The sequence below is a fragment of the Bradyrhizobium sp. STM 3843 genome, from assembly GCF_000239815.1.
Taxonomy (GTDB): domain Bacteria; phylum Pseudomonadota; class Alphaproteobacteria; order Rhizobiales; family Xanthobacteraceae; genus Bradyrhizobium.
Genome location: NZ_CAFK01000200.1, coordinates 18796 through 44952 on the forward strand (window position 1 = coordinate 18796; position 26157 = coordinate 44952).

The window sequence follows — 26157 nt, forward strand, 5'->3', positions numbered from 1 at the left end:
CTGCGTTCGCTTGGCCGGGACGACAGGGAGATGTGTGTGGCGACATTCTGATTCAATTGCCAATCTGCCGGGCAGATACACGTCTGCGTTCTCGCGACAAAATGTCCGAGTGATGCTTGTCGTCGTCACCCTCTGAAATCGAAGAGGGTGCAGGGAAGGCCGGATGCAAGGCCTGCACCCATGGCCCGCCTGCATCAAAGAAAGCAGGCGGCAGTCACCACAGGTACGAGCCGAACACCGGCCTTCCCTGCGCAACGGCTTTACGGCTTATACGCGATCTCCCCGGGGATCGGCTTTCTTGCCCCCGTCGGCCACGGGCTCGTCGAGCACCGCGAACCTTAGCGCCAGCACCGGGGCGCCAGGACCACACGATTTCGCCGTGCGCATCGTGTTGTTCGTCGGCATGATGAGATCACGCTGCAACATCGACACGCCCATCGCATCCCGGACCCAACACTCGTGACGATCGCGAAGCGCCCCTCTTGGAGAGGCCGAGACGCAGGAGAATCTGCCGGTGATTTGCCCGACGGTGCAACAGTAAAGATCTGCGACACGTTGGCACGACGGGCAATCACGTTGAGATCACACACGGCACTATGAGCAGTGCGATCGAGAGTCTCGTCGGGACCCGCACACTCCTCGGCTGACGAGGGCGGGGTGTAGCTAACGCGTGCCATCTGGTCCTTTCTTGGCGGGAATTGAACAGTCGGCTTGGACGGATTCTCTCCGGCGCTAAGGTGTCGTCGTAAAATTGGCGCGCACCGGTTGCCCTGGGGGTCATATGGTCTCATCATTGCCGGATGTTGCAGCTTTCGCATCGAGGCTGAGATGACGCGATCTTCCGGATACCCCGACGCCAGCGGGTTGCACATCAGGCCGATGCGGCAGGAGGAGATCGCGCTCGCCATCGATTGGGCTGCAGCCGAGGGCTGGAATCCCGGCCTTGCCGATGCCGCGTGCTTCGCGACGGTCGATCCGCAAGGCTTTCTGATCGCCGAACGCAATGGGGCGCCGGTCGCGACCGTCTCCTGCGTCAACTACGACGCACACTTCGCCTTTCTCGGTTTCTACATCGTGCGGCAGGATCTGCGTGGCCGCGGTTATGGGCTGCGGATCTGGAACGCGGCCATGGCGCATGCCGGTCGCCGCGTGATCGGCCTCGACGGTGTGGTCGCGCAGCAGGACAATTACAGAAAATCCGGCTTTCACTATGCTTATGCCAATATTCGCTACGGCGGCACGGTCGGCGCTCCGGCGATCTCGCAAGCCGGCGTCGTCCCGCTGACCGCAATCTCCTCCAGCGCGATCGAAGCTTCCGATGCGAGCGTTTTTCCGGCACCACGCGTCGCCTTCCTGCGCGCCTGGATCAACGCACCCGGTCATGTCGGTCGCGCGCTGATACGCGATGGCGACCTGGCCGGCTGGGGCGTGATCCGGCCGTGCCGGCTCGGCTACAAGATCGGCCCGCTGGTCGCCGCCGATCGCGCCGCCGCTGAAGCCGTGCTGTCGGCCCTGCTGGCCGAGATCGGCGACGCCGAACTCTTCCTCGATGTTCCCGCTGTCAATCGCGACGCGGCTGCGCTGGCGCAGCATCTCGGGCTCACGCCGGTGTTCGAGACCGCACGCATGTATACCGGCGCGATCCCCGATCTGCGGACGGACCGGGTGTTCGGCGTCACCAGTTTCGAGCTCGGGTGACAGGCCCTCTCATCACAAGCGAGCGGCGTGGCGAGCGCCGCTGCCTGGCACTCGCGGTCAGCCTGCCGAGCACGAAGAACACCGCAGCGCCGAGCGCGACGGTTGCGGCGCGGGCGACATCGCCTGGAATGAGCACGGCGTCTTGCGCGGATTCCCTGCCGAATGAGCCTCTGACACGATGCAGCCGTGTCACGGGATGATCGAGATTGTCGGCACGGTCCGGCACCAGCGGCACGTCGGTCTGCTGCCCGGTCACGGCCTTGCGCGCGAGATAGCGATCAAGATAAGCGGGGGCCACCGCATTGCCGAGAATGGTGAGCAGGGTCTGCCAGCCGATCCAGTATTCGCGGAACATCCCATCGGCGATCCGATAGACCGCGTCGGCGATCACTTCGGGCTCGACCGGCCGCCCCATCGGACGCGGGGTGTGCGGAATATGCGCGCGCGCCCAGTCGAATTGCGGCGTGTTCACCGCCGGCAGGTCGACCATGCTGATCGTGATCGCGGAGCCCTCGTTGATCAGCTCGGTACGCAAGGAATTGGTGAAGCCGCGGATGGCATGCTTGGCGCCGCAATAAGCGGCCTGCAAGGGAATGCCGCGATAGGCGAGCGCGGAGCCGATCTGGATGATGCGCCCCTGGCCGCGCGGCCGCATCGATCTCAGCGCCGCCATGGTGCCGTAGACGAAGCCAAGATAGGTCACCTCGGTGACGCGGCGGAATTCGTCAGGCCTGATGTCCGCCACAAGCGAGAACACCGTCTCCATTGCATCATTGATCCAGATGTCGACCGGGCCGAGCCGATATTCGAGCCTTTCGGCGGCGGCAAACAAGGCATCCGCGTCCGCGACATCGACGGCTTCATACTCCGCGTGCGCAAAGCAGCCTTGCAGCTCACGCTGCACATCCTTCAGCGCGTCCTCGTCGCGCGCGATCAGCCCGACGCGATCGCCAGCCTCTCCGAACCGTTTGGCGATGGCACGACCGACGCCGGCGGAGGCGCCGGTGATGATGATGGTACGAGGTTGCTGTCGACGAGACATGTGCAGTCTCCAACGTGCCCCGCCCTACAAACGTTGACCGGCCGCCATTGTTTCGCACCGCGATGCATCATGCGCGCTGACGTACCGTGCGTGCGTCACGACGGCGCGTAGCGGCCGGCTTTGGGAACCGCGATGTCGTCGAACTCGCGCGCGAGCTGGTCCAGCGCCTTGCGCATCTCAGGGCCCCGCATGGCCGCGCCGTGCCCGGTGATCACGGTCTCCGGCGAGAGTGCGGCGAGTGCGCGCACCGACTCGCGTGCCGCGGCCCAGTCCGGCGTGAAGTACATCGGCGGCCCATGCATCTCCGGCTTCTGCATCACGGCCGCATAGACGGATTCCTGCGCGGTGGTCACGACCGCATCGCCGGCGATCAGGAGACGATCACGCTCCCGCCACAGCGAGATGTGTCCGGGGGCGTGACCGGGCGTGTGCAGCCAGCGGAACTCCGGCATGAACGGCACGCTGTGATCGTCGGGAAGGCTGTGCAGGCGCGACGACACGTGCACCGGCCGGGTCGGGAACATCGGTGACAACAGCGCCAGCAGGCCGCCGCCGACCTCGGGATCGGCGGGCGGATAGGAGCGCGTTCCATTGAGATAGGGCAGTTCGAGCGGATGCGCATAGACCGGCACGTTCCATTCGCTGCTCAGCGTTTCCAGCAGCCCGACATGGTCGAAATGGCCGTGGGTCTGGATGATACAGGCCGGCTTGCCGTTGCCGCCGAAGCGGGCGCGTGCGGCGTGGCGGATTGCAGGACCCGAGGCGAACACGCCGGTGTCGATCAGTACCCAATTGCCATCGCCTGATGCGGGCGGTCCGTAGAAGACGACGTTGACGATCGCAAGCTGTCGGTAGCCGACATCGGGGGCGATCTCGCGGACACCGTCGTCGCGCGCCTCGTCCGCGGCGCGGTTCTCGGCCTCGGCCGTTTCAGGCAGTGGGATCTGGTTCACGGGGCGGCCTCCTCGATCCAGTACTGAACCGAAAGGAAGCCGCGATCCGTTCAAAGGTTGCTATCGGTACCGAGAGTTGCTCAATCCCCGTAGCGGCCGTGCTTGCGCATGTTCTCGATCCAACGCGCGCGTTTGCGATCATCGGCGAAGGTCAGGCCAAACAGGCTCTCATGCACGGGCCGGATCCCCGCAAATCGCAAGATGCTGCGTTCGAAACCGCGCACGCCGAACGCGCCGAAGTACCAGCGATAGAGCAGGGCCGGCATGCCCATCGTGACCACGATCCGGGCGGATCGCCCCGCTAACAATCGCCTTGGAAAGCTGTCCTTGCGGTATGCCATCGCAAAGTTCGGGCGGAAGATCTGTTCGAGAAAACCCTTCAAAACGGCCGGCATGGTTCCATGCCAAAGCGGAAACAGAAACAGCCAATGTTCGGCCCAGCGCATATCGTCTCGCGCCTGCTCCAGCGTCGCCGGCAACTGGCCGGTTTCAAATTCGACTTGCGAGCGCAGCAGCGGGAAATCGAGGGCACCGACGTCGATACGGCGCACCTCGTGACCGGCCTCTGTTGCAGCTTCCGCATAGGCATCGGCAAGGGCGTGCAGGAGATGGTGCGCCGTTGCGTCCGGATGTCCCTGGATGATCGCGATCCGCCGGCTCATCTTGCCCTCTCCGCCGCCATCGGGGGCTGAACGTCCGGTGCTCACGATCTATCGAAAGTCGTGACCGGTGCGAGCGTGGATGCTACCATAGATAGTTGCTTGTTCGCCAGGCTTCGCGGAGGGCCACCATGAACGATGAGGATCGTGAAGAACTGCTGTGGCGGAGGGTTGCAGAAAAAGTGGTAGAGGGGGCCGACCGGCAGATCAAGGGCCGCTACTTCTGGGCGGCCTTGATATTTGCTGTTGCGTCCTGGTTTGGTGGTGCCGCACTCATTACAAGCATCGTGCAGTTGCGCGTTGCCGAGAAGATGGAGCCGGCGCAAATGGCGGTCGCTCAAGCAAAGCTCTTGACCGAGCAGCTTTCCGCCTCCCTAACCGAAGCGCAGAAGAGTGCGGCCAAGCTGACCGAGGCTCTAAAGGATACCAACCAGAAACTGGATGTTGCGCTGAGCAACGAAGGCAATCTGGAGAGGCAGTTGCAGGCATTTCAGTCAGCCGCACAATTGGCGTTCGACCAATTCAATGACCGGGTCAAGATACTCGGAACCGTAGTGACCCAATCGGAAGCTGGACAGGGCTCCAGGGCGGAAGCCATCGCAAAGCTGGACGCGGGACATATAACGATTCGCGTCGGAGCCGGCGTACCAAAGACTTTGGCAGCCGACCTGGCAGCGAAGATCGGGTCCCAGGGAAAATTTACGGTGACCATGGAAGGCGGTCGTGAGTTCGTTGCGAGCTCAAGCCTGCGCTATTTTTATCTTGAGGATGCCGCTCTGGCCGCTGAAATAGAGCGCGTCGTAGCTGATGTCCTCAAACAATCAGGTATCGACAATAGGTCCATTCCTCTTGTGGACCTATCCGGGCGCCCGATAAAGCCGCCGCAGCGCACAGTTGAAATGTGGCTGAACGTTGCAGATGGAAAACTTTTGTAAGCAAGCTGGCGTCTTCAATCCGGTAGCCCCGGCGCTTGCCGGGACTACATTGGTGAGATCTGGTTTCGCTATCCCGCATTCGGCTTGAGCGCCGCCGCCTCGATGCCGGCGATGGCGCAGATCTCGTCATTGTCGGAGGAGTCACCGGAGACGCCGACGGCGCCGAGCAGGGTGGTGCCGTCCATGATCAGCACGCCGCCGGGCACGGGCACCAGGCGGCCTTGTGCCAGCGTGTTCACGGCGTCGATGAAATAGGCCTGGTCCTGCGCGCGTTGGAACAGCGCGCGGGAGCCGAGCCCGAGTGCGAGCGCGCCATAGGCCTTGCCATGCGCGACTTCGGACCGCATCAGGCTGGTGCCGTCCTGGGCTGCGGCGGCTTTGACGCAGCCGCGGTCGTCGAGCACGACGACCGCCAGCGGCTTCAGCTTCTTCTCGACGCCTTTCGCCAGCGTGGCATCAAGGATCTTGCGGGCAGTGTCGAGGGTGAGGTCGGCCATTGGTCAGGGTCCTTTGCGGTCCGTGGTGAGTTCGAGAAAATGTAAGGTGGGCAAAGACGCGGAGCGCCGTGCCCACCGTATTAGGAACTTGCAGATCGGCGGTGGGCACGCTTCCGCCTTCGCTCTTCGAGCTTCGGCGGACCAGTCGCTTTGCCCATCCTACGAATTCATACGCGCACGATCCAAGCTCATCGCCAGGATCTGCGCGGCGTGGAGGGCGCCGCGCGCAGCGCCGTCCTGGATCTGGTGGCGGCAAGAGGTGCCGTCGGCGACGATGTAGGTCGCCGCGTCCGCCTTGCGCACGGCCGGCAGCAGCGAGGCTTCGGCCATTGTCATTGAGACCTCATAGGTGTCGGCGCCATAGCCGAACGCGCCGGCCATGCCGCAGCAGGAGGACTCGATGGTTTCGACGGCAAGCTCGGGGATCAGCCGCAGCACCTGCTCGACCGGCTTGAAGGCGGCAAAGGATTTCTGGTGGCAATGGCCATGCAGTAGCGCCTTGCCGGGCAGGGGGCCGAGCGGCAGCTGCAGCCGGCCCTGCTCGGCCTCGCGCGCCAGGAATTCCTCGAGCAGCAGGGCATGCGCGCTGATGGTCTTCGCCGTGGTATCCGCGCGCAGCGACAGCAGCTCATCGCGCAAGGTCAGAAGACAGCTCGGCTCGAGCCCGATGATCGGCACGCCGCGCGCGGCAAACGGCGCATAGGTCTCCACCAGACGATCGAGTTCGCTTCTCGCCAGGTCGACGAGGCCGGCCGACAGGAAGGTACGGCCGCAGCACAGCGGACGGCCGCCGTCGGACGGCTTGGGGATATAGACGCGATAGCCACCCGCGATCAGCACGCGCAAGGCCGCATCGAGATTTTCGCGCTCATAGATGCGATTGAAGGTGTCGGTGAACAGCACGACCTCGCGGCCATTCTCGGGGCCCATCGCCACGGAATCGACCCGGAAGGTATCGTTGCGGAACGCCGGCAGCTTGCGCCGCGCGCTGATGCCGGCAAAGCGTTCCATCAGCGATCGCAAGAGCGGACTGTGGTTGCGCAGATTGGCCAGGGGCGCAAAGCGCGCGGCGAGATCGGCATAGCGCGGCAGGAACGCGACCAGCCGATCGCGCAAGATGAGGCCATGGGTCCGCCCGCGCGCCGCCAGCACCTCGATCTTCATCTTGGCCATGTCGACGCCGGTCGGGCATTCGCGCCGGCAGGCCTTGCAGGAGACGCAGAGCTTCAGGGTCTCCATCATCTCATCGGAGGAGAGCGCATCCGCGCCGAGCTGGCCGGAGATCGCGAGTCTGAGCGTATTGGCGCGGCCGCGCGTGACATCCTTTTCGTTGCGCGTCGCGCGGTAAGACGGGCACATCACGCCGCCGTCGAGCTTGCGGCAGGCGCCGTTGTTGTTGCACATCTCGACCGCGCCCTGGAAGCCGCGGCCGGCGCCGGGATAGGCCGACCAGTCGAGCACGGTCTTAAGCTCGCCGACTTGGTAGTCCGGCGGATAGCGGAACAGCGAGCGGTCGTCCATCCTGGGCGGATCGACGATGCGGCCGGGGTTAAGCACGCTCTCGGGGTCGAAGCGCTGCTTCACCTCCTTGAAATCGGCAACGATGCGGCGTCCGAACATCTGCTCGTGGAATTCGGAGCGGACGATGCCGTCGCCATGCTCGCCGGAATGCGAGCCCTTGTATTCGCGCACCATCGCGAAGGCTTCCTCCGCGATCGCGCGCATCGCGCGCACGTCTTTCTCCAGCTTCAGGTTCAGCACGGGGCGGACATGCAGGCAGCCCTCGGAGGCATGCGCATACATGGTGCCGCGGGTGCCGTGCCTGGCAAACACTTCGTTCAGCCGCGCGGTGTAATCGGCGAGATGCGGCAGCGGTACCGCACAGTCCTCGACGAAGGACACGGGCTTGCCGGCCTCTTTCATCGACATCATCACGTTGAGACCGGCGGCGCGGAATTCGGCGATGCCGGCCTGTAAGGCCGGCTCGATGATTTCGACCACGCCGCCCCATTTGCTGATATCGCGGTCCCAGGCAAAGCCGAGATCGCCCATCAGCTCGGTCAGCTGCTTGAGCTTGGCGAGGTTCTGGTCCTGGTCTTCTTCGGCGAACTCGACCACCAGGATGGCGTCGGGATCGCCGCGCACCGCAGCGCCGATGATCGGCTGGAACATCGCGATGTCGCGGCCCAGCGCGATCATGGTGCGGTCGACCAGCTCGACCGCGATCGGCTTCAGCTTCACCAGATGCTGGGCCGCATCCATCGCCTCATAGAAGCTGCCGAAATGGCAGACGCCGAGCACCTTGTTGCGGATCAAGGGCCACAGCTTCAGCTCGATCCGGGTGGAGAAGGCGAGCGTGCCCTCCGAGCCGACCAGGAGATGCGCCATGTTGTTGGCGGCGTTGCGTGGCGTCAGCGCGTCGAGATTGTAGCCGCCGACCCGGCGCTGCACCTTGGGGAATTTGTCGGCGATCTCGGCGGCCTCGCGTTCGCCCAGCGCCAGCATGTCGCGGAACAGCGATAGGCCGCTCTCCGGCGAATTCACCTGTGTGAGATCGCGCGGCACCTCGCCGAAATGCAGGAGCGTGCCATCGGCGAGCGCGGCATCGATCGCGATGGTGTTGTCGCGCATGGTGCCGTAGCGCAAGGAGCGCCCGCCGCAGGAATTGTTGCCGGCCATGCCGCCGATGGTGGCGCGCGAGGCGGTGGAGACGTCGACCGGAAACCACAGGCCGTGCTTCTTCAGCTGGCGGTTGAGGTCATCCAGCACGATGCCGGGCTCGACCACGCAGCTGCGGTTCTCGACGTCGAGCGAGAGCAGCCGGTTCAGATGCTTGGAGAAATCGACAACGATGCCGCTATTGACGGTCTGCCCGCATTGCGAGGTGCCGCCGCCTCGCGGGGTGACGATCTGGCCCTCGTCGCGGGCGATCGAAAGCGCCCGCAACGCCTCGTCGATCGTACGCGGCAGCACCACGGCCGCGGGCATCACCTGATAGAAGGAGGCGTCGGTGGCGTAGCGCCCGCGATTGAAGCGATCGAAAAAGACTTCGCCGGAAACCTCGGCACGCAGCCTGCGTTCGAGCTTGGACGGGCCGGCGTTCGCATGCGGCATGGAGGATCCCTAAGTCTCGGCCCAGGCTTGGTCTGTGTCGTCCCCGGGCTGGCGCTTACCCGCCCCAGATGTCATTCATTTGTGCCAAGAGGCAAATAAAATCTGCATGCAAATTCGGTGCGGATTGCTTTTCAATCGACCTTCACGAGCTTGCCGGACGTGGCGGCCGGCGCCTCCGCAGTTGCGGTCGGCTCGGTGAGATAGGCGATCGCCGCCGCTCCCTTGTTGCGCAGATGCTGGAACAGGATGTCGGAGAGTTCACCGCCGGCGCGGCGGCGCAACGCGTCCAGGATCGCCTCGTGCTCACGCATGGCCTCGCTCCAGCGCTCGCGCTTGCGGGCGAAATTGGCGGAATAGCGCACCCGGCGGATGCGGCCGGCCAGGCTCTCATAGCTCGCCGCCAGCATTGTATTGCCTGCCGCGTGGACGATCGCGCGATGGATGAGTTGGTTCATCCGAAAATAGCCCTGCATGTCCTGACGAATGTAAAATCCGTACATATCATGATGAATTTGCTCGATTTTTCCGATGTCTTCATCCGAAATCTTCTCGCAGGCCAAGCGGCCGGCGAGACCTTCGAGCCCGCCCATCAGGTCGAACAATTCGGCGATATCGTCGGGGCCGAGTGGCCGCACCCGGGCGCCGCGGTTGGGCAGCAGTTCAACCAGTCCTTCAGCGGCCAGCACCTTCAAGGCCTCGCGCAACGGCGTGCGCGACACTTTCAGCATCTCGCAGAGCTGGCGCTCGGAAATCCGCCCACCATCAGCGATATTGCCCTCGACGATGTAGTCGCGCAGCCGCGACAGGATCTCGTCGTGCAACGAGACCTCGTCGCGCGCGGGCGCGTCGACGTCGCGTGCGGGTGTATCGATCTTGTCGGGGGCGGCGGGCGGTGCCGTTTCCTCGGGAATCGTTGTGCTCATTGGCTAAAATCCTAACGACTGTTCCGGTCAGCGTCGACCGTCAAAATGAATGCATTCTGGCCTTGTGATATCACAAAATGAATGCAATCCTGGGGTATCAGAACGCCGCTACCTCAGGGAGATTTGCCCGTGACCCGCCACCAAGGCCGCCATTTCCTCAATATTCCGGGTCCGAGCCCGGTGCCGGAGCGCGTGCTGCGGGCCATGGACATGCCCGTCATCGACCACCGCAGCGCCGAATTCGCCGAGCTCGGCAAGACCGTGCTGGAGGGGTCGAAGACAATCTTCAAGACCGTCAGCGACGTCATCATCTTCCCGTCCTCGGGCACCGGCGCCTGGGAGGCGGCGATCGTCAACACGCTGTCGTCAGGCGACAAGGTGCTGATGGTCGAGACCGGGCATTTCGCCACGCTGTGGCGGCAGATGGCGGCGCGCTGGGGCATCGAGGTCGACTTCATCCCCGGGGACTGGCGGCGGGGCGTCGATCCGGCCTTCATCGAGGAGAAGCTCAGCGCGGACAAGGCCCACGAAATCAAGGCCGTGATGGTCGTGCACAATGAGACCTCGACCGGCGCCACCAGCCGGATCGGCGAAGTGCGCGCGGCGATCGACCGCGCCAAGCACCCGGCGCTGTTGATGGTCGATACCATCTCCGGCCTCGGCTCGGCCGATTTCCGCTTCGACGAATGGAAGGTGGATGTCGCGGTCAGTTGCTCGCAGAAGGGCTTCATGCTGCCGCCCGGCCTCGGGTTCAATGCGATCTCGCCCAAGGCGCGGGCCGCGGCGAAGGCCAACAAGATGCCGCGCTCCTATTGGGACTGGGAGGAGATGCTGAAGCCGAATGCAAGCGGCTTCTTCCCTTATACGCCCGCCACCAACCTGCTTTACGGGCTGCGCGAAGCCGTTGCGATGCTGCTTGAAGAAGGGCTCGACCAGGTGTTCGCGCGCCATCAGCGGCTGGCCGCCGCGACCCGCGCCGCGGTCGATCATTGGGGCCTGGAGGTGCTGTGCCAGGAGCCGAAGGATTTCTCGCCGGTGCTGACCGCCGTGCTGATGCCGCCCGGCTATGACGCCGACCAGTTCCGGAAAGTCGTGCTCGACAATTACAACATGTCGCTCGGCTCCGGCCTTTCGAAGGTCGCCGGCAAGGTGTTCCGCATCGGCCATCTCGGCGAATGCAACGAGCTCAGCCTGATGGCGGCGCTGACCGGCGTCGAAATGGGGCTCCGCGTCGCCGGCGTGCCGCATCGCTCGGGCGGCGTCGATGCCGCCATGAAGCTCCTGGAAGAGCGCCCGCAAGGCAATGCGGGCTCGCATCTGAAGGTCGTCGGGACCTGATCGACCTCGAAGCGGTGCCGGGCCCCGGCGCCGCTTTTTTTAACGCGCCTTCAAAACACAATTCGACGGGAGAGAACATGGGACTGCGGTTCAAGGCCACGCACGTCGTTCTGGCGATGCTGTGCGTGATGTACTTCATCACCTATATCGACCGGGTCAATATCGGCACGGCCGCCAGCGAGATCCAGAAGGAGCTCTCGCTCTCGAACACCCAGCTCGGTCTGGTGTTCTCCGCCTTCGCCTATCCCTATCTCATGTTCCAGGTGATCGGCGGCTGGGTCGGCGATCATTTCGGTCCGCGCAAGACCCTGTTCTGGTGCGGCATGATCTGGGCGCTCGCCACCATCGGGACCGGCTTCGTCAGCAGCCTGACCATGCTGTTTGTGGCGCGCTTTGCGCTCGGCTTCGGCGAGGGCGCGACCTTTCCGACCGCGACGCGCGCGATGCAATATTGGACGCCGGCGACCAGCCGCGGCTTCGCGCAAGGATTGACGCACGCGTTCTCGCGCCTCGGCAACGCGATCACGCCGCCAATGGTTGCGGCGTTGATGGTGTGGCTGACCTGGCGCGGCTCGTTCGTCGTGCTCGGCATCGTCAGCCTGCTCTGGGGCATCGTGTGGGTCTGGTACTTCCGCAACGAGCCCAAGGAGCATCGCCATATTACCGAGGCTGAGCTCGCCGCGCTGCCGCCGCGGCCGACCGGCACCAAGCCGCCGGTGCCGTGGGGGCCGCTGCTCAGGCGGATGTGGCCGGTGACCCTGACCTATTTCTGCTACGGCTGGGGCCTGTGGCTTTACCTCAACTGGCTGCCGCTGTTCTTCAAGAACAACTTCCATCTGGATCTGAAGAATTCCGCGCTGTTTTCGGCTGGCGTGTTCTTCGCCGGCGTGATCGGCGACAGCGCAGGCGGCATGCTCTCGGACGCGATTCTCAAGCGCACTGGCAATGTGCGGTTGGCGCGGTTGTCCGTGACGGTGGCCGGTTTTGCCGGTGCTCTCGCTTCGCTGTTCCCGATCCTGTTCGTCCACGACCTCACTCTGGTCGCGCTCTGCCTGTCGAGCGGCTTCTTCTTCGCCGAGCTGGTGATCGGGCCGATGTGGTCGGTGCCGATGGATATTGCGCCGCGATATTCGGGCACGGCGTCGGGGATCATGAACATGGGCTCTGCCGGTGCAGCCATCGCCTCGCCGCTGGTGGCGGGCTGGGTGATCGATCTCACCGGCAATTGGTACCTGCCGTTCCTGATGCTGATGGGCGTGCTCTTGATCGGCGGCCTGTCGGCCTTCCTCATGCGCCCCGAGGAGCCGTTCTCGGAGACCGCCGACGTGGTCGGCGCGCCGAGCGCAGTGCCGGCGGAGTGAGGCGGGCTTGACACCGTCCTTCCCGGTCTTTGAGTTGACGTCGCCGCCAAGGCGGAGGACAAGTGGGCTGAATGGTGGTATGCCAGCCGCCCAATCAATTCGAAGACCGGGAAGAACGCCTATGACTTTGCATACGGGACGGCATTTTCTCCAGATTCCGGGGCCGACCAATGTGCCGGACCGCGTGTTGCGCGCGATGGACATGCCAACGCTCGACCATCGCGGCCCCGAATTTGCGGAGCTCGGCTTTGCCGTGCTGGCGGCGTCGCAGCGGATGTTCAAGACCAAGCAGCCCGTCGTCATCTATCCGTCGTCCGGCACCGGCGCCTGGGAAGCCGCGATCGTCAATACGCTCTCGCCGGGCGACAAGGTGCTGATGGCCGAGACCGGCCAGTTCGCCGTGCTGTGGCGGGGCATCGCCGACAAGTTCAAGCTTGATGTCGACTTCATCCCCGGCGACTGGCGCCATGGCGCCGACATCGCCGCGATCGAGCAGCGGCTCGCCGCCGACAAGGGGCACAAGATCAAGGCGGTCTGCGTCGTCCATAACGAGACCTCGACCGGTTGCGTCACCCCGCCGCTCGAGGTGCGCAAGGCGCTCGATCGCACCTCGCATCCGGCGCTTCTGATGGTCGACACCATCTCAGGGCTAGGCTCGATGGAATATGAGCACGACGCCTGGGGCATCGACATCTCCGTGGCCGGCTCGCAGAAAGGCCTGATGCTGCCGCCAGGGCTCGGCTTCAACGCCGTCTCGGAAAAGGCGCTCGCGGCCGCCAAGGCCAATTCCGGCATGCGCTCCTACTGGGACTGGCAGGAGGTCATCAACTTCAACAAGCTCGGCACCTTCCCCTATACGCCGGCGTGCAATCTGCTGATGGGCCTGAACGAAGCGCTCAAGATGCTGGAGGAGGAGGGGCATGAGAACGTGTTCGCCCGCCACCGCCGCCACGGCCAGGCGACGCGCGCCGCCATGAAGGTGTGGGGGCTGGAGACGCAGTGCCAGGATCCGCAGGCGCATTCGCCGGCCTTGACCGGCGTCGTGATGCCGGAGGGGCATGACGCGGATCATTTCCGCAAGGTGGTGCTGGAGAATTTCGACATGTCGCTCGGCACCGGCCTGAACAAGATCAAGGGCAAGGTGTTCCGGATCGGCCATATCGGTCATTTCAACGACCTGATGCTGATGGGGACCCTGGCCGGGGTCGAGATGGGGCTCGCGCTCGCCAAGGTGCCGCATCGCGAAGGCGGCGTGCTGGCGGCGATGGAGGTGTTGAAGACGCGCGAGGTCACGGCGATGTCGAAGGTCGCCTGAAGTCGCAATGCTGATGCTCGAACATCGACGTGGAACGGAGCGGCGATCCGTCCTAAAGCCGTTCTGCTCCCCGTCACAGCAGGAAGTCGCGAGATGAACGCTCCCGTTACTGGCACCGAGGATCTGCTTTATGCCGTCGAGGACGGCATCGCGAAGATCACTTTCAACCGGCCGCAGGCGCGCAACGCAATGACGTTTGCGATGTACGAGCAGCTGGCCTCGATCTGCGAAAGCATCAACGCCGACCGCTCGATCAAGGCGCTGATCCTGACCGGCGCCGGCGATAAGGCGTTTGCCTCCGGCACGGACATCTCCCAGTTCCGCGCCTTCAAGACCGCGCAGGATGCGCTCGATTACGAAGCGCGGATCGACCGCGTGCTCGGCACGCTCGAGCAGTGCCGCGTGCCCGTGATCGCCGCGATTGCCGGCGCCTGCACGGGCGGCGGCGCGGGCATCGCCGCCTGCTGCGACCTGCGCATCGGCACGGAAAGCACGCGGATCGGCTTTCCGATCGCGCGCACGCTCGGCAATTGCCTGTCGATGTCGAACATCTCCCGCGTGGTCTCGCTGGTCGGTCCGGCCCGTACCAAGGACATGATCTTCAAGGCGCGGCTGGTGGAAGCCCAGGAGGCGCTCGCGCTCGGCCTGCTCAACGAAATCGTGCCCGACGTCGAGACCTTGCAGCGGCGCGCCTTGGAAACGGCGCAGCTGGTTGCCGGCCATGCGCCGATCACCCTCGAAGTCACCAAGGAGGCCGTGCGACGCATCCGCAGGACGCTGTCCCGCGATGAAGGCGAGGACCTGATCCTGCGCGCCTATATGAGCGAGGATTTCCGCGAAGGCATGGACGCCTTCCTCAACAAGCGGACGCCGAACTGGAAAGGGAAATAGGCAGGAAAGTGGTGGTGCGAACGGTCTGCAACCTGACGCGAAGTCAAGATGTCGCAGATCGCGAGCCGACTTGAACTAATCACAATAAGCCCGCAGTATCGGAGTGGGGTACAAGCGGGCGAAGATCGGGGATGAAACCATTGCGTAAGATCGTCACAATTGCGGCCTTGAGTGCCGCATTGTTTGCGGCCGCGCCGGCCTGGGCCGGCTGGGAGCCGACCAAGCCGGTTGAGATCGTCGTTGCCGCCGGCGCCGGCGGCGCATCCGACCAGATGGCGCGGATGATGCAGGCCGCGATCCAGAAGAACAATCTGATGAAGGCGCCGGTCGTGGTGTCGCTCAAGGGCGGCGCCTCCGGGGCCGAAGCCTTGATGTACATGAAGTCGAGCGAAGGCGACCCGAACAAGGTCCTGATTGCCTATTCGCTGATCTACATGCTGCCGCTGTCGGCCAAGCTGCCGTTCGACTGGCATGAACTCACGCCGGTCTCCGTGATCGCGCTCGATCAGTTCGTGCTGTGGGACAACGTCGCCGGTCCGAAGTCGGTCAAGGAGTTCATCGCGGCCGCGAAGGCATCGGGCTCGCCCTTCAAGATGGGCGGCACCGGCTCCAAGCGCGAGGATCACGTGCTCACGATGTTCGTGGAGCTGAAGACCGGCGCCAAGTTCGCCTATCTGCCTTACAAGTCCGGTGGCGAGGCGGCGACCCAGCTGGTCGGCGGCCACACCGAATCCAACGTCAACAACCCGTCAGAGAATTTGGAGGTCTGGCGCGCCGGCCAGGTGCGGCCGCTCTGCGTGTTCGACAAGGAGCGCATCTCCTACACGGCCAAGGTCACGGAGACGCAGTCCTGGCATGACATCCCGACCTGCAAGGAAGAGGGGCTCGACGTCCAGTATCTGATGCTGCGCGCCATGTTCCTGCCGGGCAAGGTGACGGCGGAGCAGCAGGCGTTCTATGTCGATCTGTTCCAGAAGCTGATCCAGACGCCGGAATACAAGGACTACATGGAGAAGCAGGCGCTCAAGCCGGTGTTCCTGACCGGCAAGGACATGCTGCAGTTCCTGGAGGATGACGGCGCGCTCAACAAGCAGCTGATGACGGAAGCGGGTTTTGTGGCGAAGTAGCGTTGCAGGACGGCGTCATGCCCCGCGCAGGCGGGGCATCCAGTATCCGGCAACGTCCGACGTATCATCACTCCTGTCTCGGAATACTGGATCGTCCGCCTTCGCGGACGATGACCACGGTGTGAGTTGATAAATGTCCAACACCGATATCGATATCCAAATCGACGTCGACGATCCGACCGCGCCGGAAGAGGATTCGCCCGCCATCACCTCGAACCGGGCCGTCGACGTCGCGGTGTCGCTGCTGCTGCTCGCGCTTTCGGTGCTGCTCGGTTACGACAATTGGCGCACCGGTGCGGCCTGGGATGCGACGGGACCGGAGCCCGGTTATTTCCCGTTCTATCTCTCGGTGATCCTCGGGGCTGCCTCCCTCTATGGGCTGATTGCGGCGTTCCTGTCGCGCAAGGAGGCGCGCGAGACCTTCGTCACGCGCGCGCAGGCGCGCCGGGTGATGGCGGTGTTCGTGCCGACGCTCCTGTTCTGCATCGCGATGCAGTATCTCGGGCTCTACGTCGCGAGCTTTTTCTTGATCGCAGGCTTCATGCGGCTGGTCGGCAAGATCGCCTGGTGGAAGTCGCTGCTCACGGCCTTCATCTTCAGCGCCGCAATGTTCGTGACCTTCGACCTGGTCTTCGACGTGATCATGCCGAAGGGGCCGCTGGAAGCAGCGTTCGGGTATTAGCCTTGTTAGCTCTATCCGTCATTGCGAGCGAGCTGCGCCGCTTCACTCCTCGCAATGACCGGGGAAGTGGAAACTCCTGATGGAAGCCTTTGGCCTGTTGCTGCATGGGTTCGCCGTCCTCCTGACCTGGAAGACGCTCCTGTTGATGATGGTCGGGCTCGTGCTCGGCGTCTTCGTCGGCGTGTTGCCGGGGCTCGGCGGTCCGAACGGGGTGGCGATCCTGTTGCCGCTGACCTTCACGATGGATCCGACCTCGGCCATCGTGATGCTGTCCTGCATCTATTGGGGCGCGCTGTTCGGCGGCGCCATCACCTCGATCCTGTTCAACATCCCCGGTGAAGCCTGGTCGGTCGCGACCACCTTCGACGGCTATCCGATGGCGCAGCAGGGGCGGGCGGCGGAAGCGCTCACTGCGGCCTTCACTTCGTCCTTCATCGGCTCGCTGGTCGCCGTGCTCCTGATCACCTTCCTGGCGCCCTGGATCTCCTCCTTCGCTCTGCGCTTCGGGCCGCCCGAATTCTTCGCCGTCTATCTGCTCACCTTCTGCTCCTTCGTCGGCCTCGGCCGCGAGGACAAGCACAAGACGGTGATCTCGATGTCGCTTGGCCTTCTGCTCGCCGGCATCGGCATGGACACCGTGTCGGGCCAGCTGCGCATGACGTTCGGTTCGACCGACTTGCTTCGCGGCATCAACTTCCTGGTCGCGGTAATCGGCCTGTTCGGCATCAGCGAGATCCTGTTGACCATGGAGGAGCGGCTGGCGCTGCACGGCCACGCCGCCTCGATCTCGCTCCGCACCGTGCTCTCGGTGTGGAAGGACCTGCCGAAATACTGGATGACGCTGCTGCGTTCGTCGGTGATCGGCTGCTGGCTCGGCATCACGCCGGGCGGCGCGATCGCCGCGTCCTTCATGGGCTACAACCTCGCCAAACGCTTTGCCAAGGATCAGGAAAGCTTCGGCAAGGGTCGCATCGAAGGGGTGTTCGCGCCTGAGACCGCTGCGCATGCCTCCGGCACCTCGGCGCTGCTGCCGATGCTGGCGCTCGGCATTCCCGGCTCGGGGACGGCCGCGATCCTGCTTGGCGGCTTGATGGTGTGGGGCCTCAATCCCGGACCGCTGCTGTTCGTCGAGCACAAGGATTTCGTCTGGGGCCTGATCGCTTCGATGTATCTCGGCAACGTCGTCGGCCTGGTGCTGGTGCTGACCACGGTGCCGATCTTCGCCTCGATCCTGCGAGTGCCGTTCGCAGCCGTGGCGCCGATGATCGTGGTGTCCTGCGCGATCGGCGCCTATGCGATCCAAAACGCGATGTTCGACGTCTGGCTGATGCTCGGCTTCGGCGTGGTCGGCTACGTCTTCAAGAAGATCAAGATTCCCTTGGCGCCGTTCACGCTGGCTCTGGTGCTGGGCAGCCGCGCCGAGGACGCCTTCCGCCAGTCGATGATCATCTCCGGCGGCGACATGAAGGTGTTCTGGTCGAACGGGCTGGTCGGCACCATCACGACGCTCGCAATCCTGCTGCTGTTCTGGCCGGTGATCGACCGCGTCGTCGGCGGCCTCAGGCTGCGGAATTCTGCGGCAAAGGTTGAGGCGTAGCTTGTAGGGTGGGCAGAGCACCGCCGCAAGGCGGTGCGTGCCCACCATTTGGCTCGGCACGCGTGGAGATATGGTGGGCACGGCGCGCGCCGCGCTTATGTTTCGTAGGCCTTGTCGCAGGCGCGCCTTTGCTCACCCTGCGCCGTCGCTTCAATTGGAATGGAATTGTGGCGGAGTTCGATCGCCAGCGGAATGAGCGGCGAACCAGCTCGGGCCTTAGTGGATGGTCACGGACCGGCAGGAGAGAGCGGACCCCACATCCTCGTCGAAATCGCCTTCGAGACGACCGTCAACGGCTTCCAACGCCGCCATGTTGGCCTGGCGCGCGACGTCCATGGCCGCAAGAAAGTCCTTCAGTTCTGTCGCGCTCATGGACCGGCTCCCGGACGGTGCGAGCCGTCCGTTGCGGCCCACATCCATTGACGGAACTAAGCATACAGCGGTCCTGAAACGACCTCAATCTGACCAAGTCTGAAGTTCGGCCGTGGTGATATTTGGGCAACAGCAAGGCGCGGCGGCTTTTGTCCGTTCGTGGCCGGTAGGGCGTGCACGCATTTCCTAATTGAGCGCATAGCACGCTGGTGCGGCGGAGTCGGTGTGCTCCCTCTCCCCGTTCTTACGGGCAGAGGGTTGGGGTGAGGGGCAGACGCATGATCGGTGCGAGTCGTTGGACCTGTACCCCCTCACCCGGATTGCATCTGGCAATGCAATCCGACCTCTCCCCGCAAGCGGGGAGAGGTGAGGGCGCGCGGCTCGAGCGGCAAAAAAATGTTTTCATGCCCTAGTTCGTGGCCGCCGGAAGTTGGCCGCTCACACCACCCGATGCAGCCGGAGATCGGCGATCTCGCCGTCGGTGAAGCCGAATTCGGAGAGGATCTCCTCGGTCTGCTCGCCGAACTCCGGCGGCCGCGCGGCCATCCGGCTCGGCGTGCGCGACAGCGCGAAGGGCTGGCCGACGAGCGTGATCTCGCGTCCATCGTCATTCGGCACGGGCTGCGCCATGCCGAGATGCTTGACCTGCGGGTCCTCGAACATCTGGTCGATCGCGTAGATCGGGCCGCAGGGAACGCCGGCGGCGTTCAGCTCACTGACCCACTGCTCGGTCGATTTGGTCGCGGTGTGTTCGTTGATCGCAGCATTCAGCGCATCGCGATTCTTCGAGCGTGCAGGCGCGGTCGCGTAATCCGGATTGTCGATCCATTCGGTGGCGCCGAGCACCTGGCAGAAGCGCTCCCAGATCCGCCCCCCCGTCGTGGCGATGTTGATATAGCCGTCGGAGGTCTTGAACACGCCGGTCGGGATGCTCGTCGGGTGGTTGTTGCCGGCCTGTTGCGCGACGTCTTTTTCCATCAGCCAGCGGGCGGCCTGAAAATCGAGCATGAAGATCTGCGCCTGCAACAGCGAGGTCTGCACCCATTGGCCTTCACCGGAGACGTCGCGCTCGAGCAGTGCGGTGAGGATGCCCATCGCGCAGAACAGGCCCGCGGTGAGGTCGGCGACGGGAATGCCGACCCGCATCGGGCCCTGCCCCGGGGCCCCGGTGATCGACATCAGCCCGCCCATGCCTTGCGCGATCTGATCGAAGCCCGGGCGCTTGTGGTAGGGGCCATCCTGGCCGAAGCCGGAGATGCTGCCATAGACGATGCGCGGATTGATCTTGCGCACGCTCTCGTAATCGATGCCGAGCTTGGTCTTCACATCGGGCCGGTAGTTCTCGATGATGACGTCGGCCTTCGCCGCGAGGCGCATGAAGGTCTCGACGCCCTTCGGATGCTTCAGGTTCAGGCTCATGGCCCGCTTGTTGCGGTGCAGATTCTGGAAATCGGCACCTTGGCGCGGGCCGCCCAAGGACTCGCCCCCATCCTCCATGACAGCGTCGATCTTGATGACATTGGCGCCCCAATCGGCGAACTGCCGTGCGCAAGTCGGGCCAGCGCGGACCCGGGTCAGGTCGAGCACAACGAAGCGGGACAGGGCCTGCGAGGCGCGCGGAAATGCCATGCGGGAGAACTCCGAAAGACGCGGGACGAGGTTGTATAGGAGACGGTGCCATCGGCGACAATTGCGCGTGAGCGATGTGCGCGCCGCCGCTCATGATGCTGGTGCAGGGCTCGCGTGCCGAGGATGGAACAGTCCAAGTCGAGAGCTTGCGATGCTCTCGCCGCGACCTCGGTTCACCTCGCCCCGCGTGCGGGGAGAGGTGAGCACCGACCGAACCGGAAGATAGGGGATAGCGACTAGGTCCGGTAGGCCGGCGCAGCGTTACCGCTCGTCGGCGATCACCTTGCCATCGTTCGGCAGCGATCCTTCGGCCACCAGTTCGACGTTGCCGCCGAGTTTCGTCACGCTCCGCAAGGTCGCTGCGAGTTCAGTCTGCAGGGCCGCGCCGGCCGCGGCGCATTCGGCCCGCAAGGTCATCGCGTCGGCTTCGCCGGCGCGGCTGACCACCAGGCGGAGGCGTCCCAGTTCCGGATGGCGCTTGCCGATCTCGGCGACTTGTTCCGGCCGCACGAACATGCCTTTGATCTTGGTCGTCTGGTCGGCGCGGCCCATCCACCCCTTGATGCGCATATTGGTCCGCCCGCAGCGGCTGATGCCGGGCAGGGCGGCGGTAAGGTCGCCGAGCGCCAGCCGAATCCAGGGGTGCTCAGGCTCGAGCGACGTCACCACGATCTCGCCGACATCACCTTCGGCCACGGGATCGCCGGTACCGGGGCGCACGATCTCGACGATCAGGTCCTCGTTCACCACCATGCCCTCGCGCGCGGAAGTCTCGAAGGCGACGATGCCGAGATCGGCGGTGCCGAAGGCCTGGTAGGCATCGATGCCGCGCGCCTTGATCTCGGCCTGCAGCGACGGCGGGAACGCCGCGCCGGAGACCAGAGCGCGCTTGATCGAGGAGACATCGCGGCCCGCGTTCTGCGCTGCATCCAGCAGAATCTTCAAGAAGTCCGGCGTGCCGCTATAGCCGACCGGACGATAGGCCTCGATCAGCTCGAACTGCGCCTCGGTATTTCCGGGGCCGGCCGGGATCACCGCGCAGCCGAGTGCGCGCGCCGAGGCATCGAAGATGAAGCCGCCTGGCGTCAGATGATAGCTGAACGTGTTGAGCACGATGTCGTCGCGACGAAAGCCGCTGGCGTAGAGCGCGCGGGCACCACGCCAGGGGTCGTACTGGTTCGTCTCGGGCTCGAAGATCGGGCCGGGCGAGGTGAACAGGCGTGCGAAGGTGCCGGGTGGCTGCGCAACGAAGCCGCCGAATGGCGGCGACGCCTTGTGCAGCGATGGGAGCTCCGATTTGCGCAGCACCGGCAGCCGCGCCAGGGCCGCGCGGTCGATGATCTCGCCGGGGTCGACACCTTTCAGCCGCTCGGCATAGGCCGGCGCCTGCATGGCCGCGCGCAGCACGGTGGGAAGGCGCGTGAACAGATCCTGCTCGCGGGCTTCGGGGTCACGGGTTTCGAGGGCGTCGTAGTGGGGGGGCATTGTTCTCACCCTAGGCATGTCATTCCGGGACGGTCCGAAGGACCGGACCGGAATCTCGAGATTCCGGGCTCGAGGCCCTTGGCCTCGCCCCGGAATGACGATGAATCTCGTTCACAGCCATCGTTTCCGCCGCTTGAAGCTCTTCAGGTTCTTGAAGCTCTTGCGCTGATCGCCGGCGCCGCCGAGATAGAACTCCTTGACGTCCTCATTGTCGCGCAAGGAGTCCGCGCTGCCGTCGAGCACGACCTTGCCCTGCTCCATGATGTAGCCATGGCTCGCGACGGACAGCGCCGCGCGCGCATTCTGCTCGACCAGCAGGATGGTGACGCCGAGATCGCGATTGATCTCCTTGATGATGGCGAACACCTCTTTCACCAGCAGCGGCGACAGCCCCATCGAGGGCTCATCCATCAAGATCATCTTCGGCCGCGCCATCAGCGCCCGTCCGATCGCCAGCATCTGCTGCTCGCCGCCGGAGAGATAGCCGGCGAGCCCGGTGCGCTCCTTCAGCCGCGGAAAGTAGTTGAAGACCATCTCGATATCGGAGGCGACCGCGCGATCCCTGCGCGTGAAGGCGCCGAGCTTCAGATTTTCCAGCGAGGTCATGTCGGCGATGATGCGGCGCCCCTCCATCACCTGGAAGATGCCGCGGCGGACGATCGTCTCCGGCTCGATGCCGTCGATGCGCGCGCCGTCGAACAGGATCTCGCCGCGCGTGACCTCGCCATCCTCGGTCTTGAGCAGGCCGGAGATCGCCTTCAACGTCGTCGACTTGCCGGCGCCGTTGGCTCCCAGCAGCGCGACGATCGCGCCCTTCGGCACGTCGAGGCTCAAGCCTCGCAGCACCAGGATCACGTCGTCATAGACGACCTCGATGTTGCGGACCGAGAGCAGGGGCGGGGGCGCCGCGCTGCCTGCATCCGTTCGCGAAATGTCGAGTGTTTCGGTCATTATGGTTGTCCACTGCTGTCGTCCCCCCGCGCAGGCGGGGGACCCAGTATTCCAGAGACGCCAATGCTTGATCGAGAAGCTGCGGCGTACTGGATCCCCCGCCTTCGCGGGGGATGACGATCGTCATGTTGCTGCCGCCAAGCTACCTCAGCAGCAGCTCAGTGATTACCACCCCAGCCATTCCGGCTTGCGCGGCAGCTCGACGGTCTTGACCTTCTCGAGCTTGATCGTGCCCTTGGCCATCAGGTCGTTGAGATCGCCCTCGGTCGGGCCGGTGACCTTCGTGCGGTAGAGATCGACCTTCAGCGTGCCGCGGTGATCCTTCTCGGTCCAGGTCGAGGGACTGCAGACACCTTCCATCCCGGCCGGCACCCAGTCCTTCTTCTGATAGAAGCCCTTGGCGACGTTCTCGCCGGTGGCGCCGCCGTTCTTCGCGGCCCAGTCGATCGCTTCCTTCATGTAGAGCGCTGAGCAGACCGCGGCGACGTAGTGCACCGGGCGATAGACCTTGCCGGTGGGATCGGACATCTTGGAGATCTCCATCACTGTCTTCATGCCCGGCGCGTCGCCGCCCCAGCCCACGGCGGTGCGCAAGGGGAAGATGACGCCATCGGCGGCATCGCCCGCGGTCTTGGCCGCATTCTCATCCATGCCCCAGACGTTCGACAGGAACTGCACGTCGACCCCGGCATTCTTGCAGGCCTTCATCACCGAGATGTTGGAGGCCGCGGTGTTGCCGAGATAGGCGTAGTTGGCGCCGGAGCTCTTCAGGCTCAGGCATTGGGCGCTGTAGTCGCCGGGCGCGAGCGCAAACACCAGCGGCGGCAGCACCTCGAAGCCGAGCTCGAGCGCGATCGCTTCGCCCGCGGCCTTCGGTGCATTCGGATAGGGGTGATTGGCGCCCATATGGACGAATTTCGGCTTGCCCGGCTTGCCCTTGGCCTTCCAATCCTCGGCCGCCCAGGTCAGCTCGGCGCGCAGCGCGTCCGAATAGCTCGGGCCGTAGAAGAAATTGTAGGGCGCAGGCTTGGCCTTGCCGCTGGTGCCTTCCGGATCGGTCAGCGCCGCGGCATAGGAGCCGGACAGGTCCGGGATCTTGTCGTTGGCGAGAAAGCCGGTCAGCGCCTCGGTGTCGGCGGTGCCCCAGCCCATGATGGCCGCGACCTTGTTGTCCGGCGCCGACCATTTCTTGTACAGCGCGATCGCGCGCGGCACCTGATAGCCGTAGTCGTTACTGTCGACCGCAAGCTGCTTGCCGCCGATGCCGCCGTTCTTGTTGACCCAGGCGAAGGTGTCGGCCACGGCCTGGCCATAGGGGGTGCCGACATCGGAGGTGCCGCCGGAGAGATCCTCGAGATGGCCGATCGCGATCTGGCCGCTCTCAGCCTGCGCCGCTGATGCGAACGTGGCGGCAAGAACTGCGAGCGCTGCCGAGCCGAGCAATGATTTGATGGTCATATGGCTTCCTCCTGATATCCGGGCCGGATTGTTGCCGGTCCCTGTTGGCTTCAATGTGAGAACGGGTAGAGCTTCCAATAGGCCTTGATCTGCCGCCAGCGATGCGCGAGCCCGTCCGGCTCGAACATCAGGAATGCGATGATGATCAGGCCGATCGCGATCTCGCGCAGGAAGGTGATGTTGTTGTTCAGCGACAGCAGCCGGTCGACCGCGCTGCCCTTCAGCAGCAGGCTGATCCATTCCATCGATTCCGGCAGCAGCACCACGAAGGCGGTCCCCATCAGGGTGCCCATGATCGAGCCGGCGCCGCCGATGATGATCATGGCGAGGAACAGGATCGAGCGCTCGATACCGAAGCCTTCCTGCGAGATCACGAGCTGATAGTGCGCATAGAGCGCACCCGCGATGCCGGCGAAGAAGGCGGCCAGGCCGAACGACAGCGTGCGATATTTGGTAAGGTTGATGCCCATGATCTCGGCGGAGAGATAATGGTCGCGGATCGCGACCAGCGCGCGGCCGTCGCGCGTGCGCATCAGGTTGGTGACCAGGATGTAGCTGATCAGCACATAAGCCAGCACGACATAGAAATACTGCCGGTCGCCGCGCAGCGCATAGCCGAAGATCGAGAACGGATTAGCCGAGGCAGGCACCGAGCCGCCGGAGAACCATTCGGCGCGGGAGAAGAAGTCGAGCAGGATATATTGCGCGGCGAGCGTTGCGATGACGAGGTAGAGCCCCTTCAGCCGCGCGGCCGGGATGCCGAAGATCAATCCGACCAGCGCGGTGACGACGCCGGCGAGCGGAATCGCGAAGAACACCGGGATCGCGTAGGTGTTGTTGAGATAAGCCGAGGTGAAGGCGCCGAGCAGGAAGAAGGCGGCGTGGCCTATCGATATCTGCCCGGTGAAGCCGACCAGGATGTTGAGCCCGAGCGCCGCGATCGCGAAAATGCCGATCTGGATCGCAATCGACAGCCAATATTCGGAGATCAGCTGCGGCGCGAAGCAGAGCAGCACCACGCCGGCGATCGCGAAATTGCGGCTGGTCCTGGTCGGGAAAATCGTGGTGTCCGCGGCATAAGAGGTACGGAAATCACCGGCGGGAATCGTTGAACGCGCCACCATGGATCAGATCCGCTCGATATCGTGAGTGCCGAACAGGCCGTAGGGCTTGATCATCAGGATGATGATCAGCACGTAGAACGGCGCGATCTCATAGAGATTGCCCCAGTGCAGATACTGGCTGTCGATATATTGCGCGACGTTTTCGAGCAGCCCGATGATGATGCCGCCCAGCACGGCGCCGCCGATCGAATCGAGGCCGCCGAGGATCGCCGCCGGAAACACCTTGATGCCGTAGGCGGAGAGGCCCGATGACACCCCGTTGACGACGGCGACAACAACACCTGCCACGGCCGAGACCGTGGCCGAGATCGCCCAAGCCATTGCGAACACGTTCTTCACGGAGATGCCGAGCGACTGTGCGACCTGCTGGTTGAAGGCGGTGGCGCGCATGGCGAGCCCATATTTCGAGGCGCGGAAGAACCAGGCCATGCCGAGCATCATCAGCAGCGAGACGACAAGGCTCATCACATAGACGGTCTGGATCTGCAGGCCGAACAGGTTGATGGCCTGGCTTGCGAACACAGGCGGGAACGGCTGCGGGTTGACGCCGAACATCCATTTCAGTGCCGCCTGGAACACGGTCGACAGCCCGATCGTGACCATGATGACGGAGATGATCGGCTCGCCGATCATGGGCCGGAGGATCACGACCTGGATCGCGATGCCGAACACGAACATGAAGACGAGCGTGAGCGGCATGCCGGCCCAGAACGGGACCTGAAACTTTGTCAGCAGCGCCCAGCAGACCCAGGCGCCGATCAACAGGAGTTCGCCTTGTGCGAAATTGACCACCTGCGTGGCCTTGTAGATCAGCACAAACGACATCGCGACCACGCCGTAGAGCGTGCCGACCACGAGGCCATTGACGAGGAGCTGGATGAGGAAGGCGGTGTTCATGGGATGACAGGCACGCTGTGACCCTCTCCCCTTGTGGGAGGGGGTGGCTGCGCGAAGCGCAGCCGGGTGAGGGGTTGTCGCGGCGAGCGAGCAACGGGAGACGGACCNC

General features: G+C 64.2%; 22 protein-coding genes. 9 read left to right on the plus strand and 13 right to left on the minus strand.

What is annotated here, in order from left to right; translation table 11 throughout:
* Window positions 1-828 precede the first annotated feature (828 nt).
* A complete protein-coding gene (locus BRAS3843_RS21630; RefSeq protein WP_035982405.1) occupies window positions 829-1698 on the plus strand; it encodes a GNAT family N-acetyltransferase in 870 nt (289 codons plus the stop codon).
* On the opposite strand, the gene BRAS3843_RS21635 is transcribed toward BRAS3843_RS21630, so the two are convergent.
* From BRAS3843_RS21635 to BRAS3843_RS21645, 3 genes are all read right to left on the minus strand, one after another.
* Window positions 1676-2740: an SDR family oxidoreductase gene (locus tag BRAS3843_RS21635; RefSeq protein WP_008971179.1), complete on the minus strand. Its 1065-nt coding sequence runs from the start codon at window positions 2738-2740 to the stop codon at window positions 1676-1678. The two genes, BRAS3843_RS21630 and BRAS3843_RS21635, sit on opposite strands and share 23 nt — an antisense overlap.
* Window positions 2741-2835: 95 nt before the next feature.
* Window positions 2836-3693 carry an MBL fold metallo-hydrolase gene (locus BRAS3843_RS21640; RefSeq protein WP_008971180.1) on the minus strand — a complete coding sequence of 286 codons (858 nt, stop codon included), beginning with the start codon at window positions 3691-3693 and terminating at the stop codon, window positions 2836-2838.
* Between the two features lie 80 nt (window positions 3694-3773).
* Window positions 3774-4355 carry an NAD(P)H-dependent oxidoreductase gene (locus BRAS3843_RS21645; RefSeq protein WP_008971181.1) on the minus strand — a complete coding sequence of 194 codons (582 nt, stop codon included), beginning with the start codon at window positions 4353-4355 and terminating at the stop codon, window positions 3774-3776.
* Window positions 4356-4483: 128 nt separating this feature from the next.
* Between BRAS3843_RS21645 and BRAS3843_RS21650 the strand changes: the two genes are divergently transcribed.
* A complete protein-coding gene (locus BRAS3843_RS21650) occupies window positions 4484-5287 on the plus strand; it encodes a hypothetical protein (protein WP_008971182.1) in 804 nt (267 codons plus the stop codon).
* A 68-nt stretch (window positions 5288-5355) separates the two neighbouring features.
* Here BRAS3843_RS21650 and BRAS3843_RS21655 read toward each other — a convergent pair whose 3' ends face one another.
* From BRAS3843_RS21655 to BRAS3843_RS21665, 3 genes are all read right to left on the minus strand, one after another.
* Window positions 5356-5784: a heme-binding protein gene (locus BRAS3843_RS21655; RefSeq protein ID WP_008971183.1), complete on the minus strand. Its 429-nt coding sequence runs from the start codon at window positions 5782-5784 to the stop codon at window positions 5356-5358.
* Between the two features lie 159 nt (window positions 5785-5943).
* Window positions 5944-8898: an FAD-binding and (Fe-S)-binding domain-containing protein gene (locus BRAS3843_RS21660; RefSeq protein ID WP_008971184.1), complete on the minus strand. Its 2955-nt coding sequence runs from the start codon at window positions 8896-8898 to the stop codon at window positions 5944-5946.
* Between the two features lie 131 nt (window positions 8899-9029).
* Window positions 9030-9821, minus strand: coding sequence for a GntR family transcriptional regulator (locus BRAS3843_RS21665; protein WP_008971185.1), 792 nt, complete (start codon window positions 9819-9821; stop codon window positions 9030-9032).
* Window positions 9822-9950: 129 nt separating this feature from the next.
* On the opposite strand from BRAS3843_RS21665, the gene BRAS3843_RS21670 reads away from it, so the two are divergent.
* The 7 genes from BRAS3843_RS21670 to BRAS3843_RS21700 all read left to right on the plus strand — a co-directional run bounded on the left by BRAS3843_RS21670 (window position 9951) and on the right by BRAS3843_RS21700 (window position 18132).
* On the plus strand, window positions 9951-11159 hold the full coding sequence (locus BRAS3843_RS21670; RefSeq protein WP_008971186.1) for an alanine--glyoxylate aminotransferase family protein: 1209 nt from the start codon (window positions 9951-9953) through the stop codon (window positions 11157-11159).
* 77 nt (window positions 11160-11236) lie between these two features.
* Window positions 11237-12520 (plus strand): MFS transporter, encoded by a 1284-nt coding sequence (locus BRAS3843_RS21675; protein ID WP_008971187.1) that lies wholly within the window; start codon window positions 11237-11239, stop codon window positions 12518-12520.
* 121 nt (window positions 12521-12641) lie between these two features.
* A complete protein-coding gene (locus BRAS3843_RS21680; protein ID WP_035982406.1) occupies window positions 12642-13835 on the plus strand; it encodes an aminotransferase class V-fold PLP-dependent enzyme in 1194 nt (397 codons plus the stop codon).
* Window positions 13836-13928: 93 nt separating this feature from the next.
* Window positions 13929-14726 carry an enoyl-CoA hydratase/isomerase family protein gene (locus BRAS3843_RS21685; protein WP_008971189.1) on the plus strand — a complete coding sequence of 266 codons (798 nt, stop codon included), beginning with the start codon at window positions 13929-13931 and terminating at the stop codon, window positions 14724-14726.
* A 140-nt stretch (window positions 14727-14866) separates the two neighbouring features.
* Window positions 14867-15853 carry a tripartite tricarboxylate transporter substrate-binding protein gene (locus BRAS3843_RS21690; protein WP_008971190.1) on the plus strand — a complete coding sequence of 329 codons (987 nt, stop codon included), beginning with the start codon at window positions 14867-14869 and terminating at the stop codon, window positions 15851-15853.
* A 133-nt stretch (window positions 15854-15986) separates the two neighbouring features.
* Window positions 15987-16535 (plus strand): tripartite tricarboxylate transporter TctB family protein, encoded by a 549-nt coding sequence (locus tag BRAS3843_RS21695; RefSeq protein ID WP_008971191.1) that lies wholly within the window; start codon window positions 15987-15989, stop codon window positions 16533-16535.
* 79 nt (window positions 16536-16614) lie between these two features.
* The gene (locus tag BRAS3843_RS21700; RefSeq protein ID WP_008971192.1) at window positions 16615-18132 is read left to right on the plus strand and encodes a tripartite tricarboxylate transporter permease; all 1518 of its coding nucleotides are present in this window, start codon (window positions 16615-16617) and stop codon (window positions 18130-18132) included.
* A gap of 216 nt (window positions 18133-18348) precedes the next feature.
* On the opposite strand, the gene BRAS3843_RS41630 is transcribed toward BRAS3843_RS21700, so the two are convergent.
* The 7 genes from BRAS3843_RS41630 to BRAS3843_RS21735 all read right to left on the minus strand — a co-directional run bounded on the left by BRAS3843_RS41630 (window position 18349) and on the right by BRAS3843_RS21735 (window position 26048).
* Entirely contained in the window at window positions 18349-18504 is a 156-nt protein-coding gene (locus tag BRAS3843_RS41630; RefSeq protein ID WP_008971193.1) for a hypothetical protein, read from the minus strand.
* A gap of 438 nt (window positions 18505-18942) precedes the next feature.
* Entirely contained in the window at window positions 18943-20133 is a 1191-nt protein-coding gene (locus BRAS3843_RS21710; RefSeq protein WP_008971195.1) for a CaiB/BaiF CoA-transferase family protein, read from the minus strand.
* A gap of 261 nt (window positions 20134-20394) precedes the next feature.
* The gene (locus BRAS3843_RS21715) at window positions 20395-21618 is read right to left on the minus strand and encodes an AMP-binding protein (protein WP_008971196.1); all 1224 of its coding nucleotides are present in this window, start codon (window positions 21616-21618) and stop codon (window positions 20395-20397) included.
* 111 nt (window positions 21619-21729) lie between these two features.
* Window positions 21730-22569 carry an ABC transporter ATP-binding protein gene (locus BRAS3843_RS21720; protein ID WP_008971197.1) on the minus strand — a complete coding sequence of 280 codons (840 nt, stop codon included), beginning with the start codon at window positions 22567-22569 and terminating at the stop codon, window positions 21730-21732.
* A gap of 165 nt (window positions 22570-22734) precedes the next feature.
* The gene (locus BRAS3843_RS21725; protein ID WP_008971198.1) at window positions 22735-24027 is read right to left on the minus strand and encodes an ABC transporter substrate-binding protein; all 1293 of its coding nucleotides are present in this window, start codon (window positions 24025-24027) and stop codon (window positions 22735-22737) included.
* 50 nt (window positions 24028-24077) lie between these two features.
* The gene (locus BRAS3843_RS21730) at window positions 24078-25151 is read right to left on the minus strand and encodes a branched-chain amino acid ABC transporter permease (RefSeq protein WP_008971199.1); all 1074 of its coding nucleotides are present in this window, start codon (window positions 25149-25151) and stop codon (window positions 24078-24080) included.
* 3 nt (window positions 25152-25154) lie between these two features.
* On the minus strand, window positions 25155-26048 hold the full coding sequence (locus BRAS3843_RS21735) for a branched-chain amino acid ABC transporter permease (RefSeq protein WP_008971200.1): 894 nt from the start codon (window positions 26046-26048) through the stop codon (window positions 25155-25157).
* Window positions 26049-26157 lie beyond the last annotated feature (109 nt).